At 65.3% G+C, this 1392-nt stretch carries 1 protein-coding gene and 1 pseudogene; both read right to left on the minus strand.

Features of this window, described 5'->3' with window-relative positions; translation table 11 throughout:
- Nucleotides 1-102: 102 nt before the first annotated feature.
- The gene (locus AB4Y86_RS18955; RefSeq protein ID WP_441403674.1) at nt 103-1131 is read right to left on the minus strand and encodes an ABC transporter permease; all 1029 of its coding nucleotides are present in this window, start codon (nt 1129-1131) and stop codon (nt 103-105) included.
- Nucleotides 1128-1392 (minus strand): annotated as a pseudogene (locus tag AB4Y86_RS18960) (ABC transporter permease); the annotation flags it as partial. The pseudogene AB4Y86_RS18960 and the gene AB4Y86_RS18955, both read right to left, overlap by 4 nt.

The following is a 1392-nucleotide window of genomic DNA, read 5'->3' on the forward strand; positions in this document are numbered from 1 at the left end:
CAGCGACGATGCGGATTTCGCGAGCGGCAATACGCTGCGGTTCGATCCGTGGGGGCGGGATGCCCGCCCCCACGACTCTTGTCTGCAATCAGGAACCATAGGTCAGAACCTGTCGCGGACGTGGCGTTCGCGCCCGTAGAGCGAGACCACGGCCAGGATGATGATCCCGAAGATGATCCGGCTCTGCGCCTCGGAGAGTCCGTTGCTCACAATGATCGTGGACAAAAGGGTGAGGGTGAGGGCGCCGAGCAGCGTCCGGGTGTAGCTGCCGCGGATCGAGCCAAAGATGGTGCCTCCAACCAGGACGGCCGCCAGGCCCGAAAACAGGTACGGTTCCCCGATGGTCTGCGACCAGCCTGAGCCGTAGGAGGCAATGAAGATGCCGGCGATTCCGGCCAAAGCGCCGGAGGCGGCAAAGACCAGGGTCCACACAACGGAGGTGCGAATCCTGGTCAGCCGTGCGGCCCGGAAATTGACTCCCGTGGCGTGGAATCGGCGCCCTGCGGCGGTGCGATTGAGGAAGATCCACATGCCCACACCGCAAAGCAGCACGATCAGGATGATCGGCGGGAACGGCATGCCGAAGGTGGTTCCCCGCAGGCTCGCCAAAGAACGCAGCGCTGTCGGCGGAGCGGAGGAATAGTCCCCGTCGGCGAGGAACAGCGTCGCTCCGGTCAGCGCCGCACCGGTGCCCAACGTGACCACCAGTGGCTGGACGGCGAAACGGTGGCAGATCCAGCCGATCAGGGCACCGATGCCCCCGCAGACCAGAACCGCGATCAGCACTGCCACCACCGGCGGGACCGCAAGCTTACCCGCGACGTTGGCCGCCATGAAGGCACCAAAGAGGATGTAGCCAGGTGCCGCAAGGTCCAGTCCGCCCAGGATCACCACGAGCGTCTGGCCCATGGCAGCCAAGGCCAGCAGGGAGGTGATGACCAGGATCGAGGTGACGGACCTGGGGTTTGCGATGGCAGGGATGGTAATAACCAGCCAAGTCGCCAGCGCCAGGACGACCAGGACCTGCAGGGCGGGCACTTCGAAGACCCAGGCTTTGAACCTGGTGAAGGGCCGGGCGAGCTGGCCTGCCGGTGCCGGTGCCGGTGCCGGGGAAAGGGTGTCACTACTCATGATGCGTTCCTTTTCAGACGGGGAGCCAGCAGCGTCGCGCCCAGTACGACGCCAATGACAAGTACGGAGCCGTAGGCGAATTGGATGAGGCTCGGTGCCACGCCTGACGCCGTCAGCAATTGCTGCAGCAGGTAGATGGAAAGCGCGCCGAAGAGCGCGCCGAGCAGTCCGCCGCGTCCGCCGGCCAGGCTGGTTCCGCCCAACACCGCGGCGGCAAGCCCGAGCAACGCATAAGTGGTGGCCAGCGATGACTGCGATGAC

The sequence above is a fragment of the Arthrobacter sp. 2YAF22_2 genome (assembly GCF_052114645.1).
Taxonomy (GTDB): Bacteria; Actinomycetota; Actinomycetes; order Actinomycetales; family Micrococcaceae; genus Arthrobacter.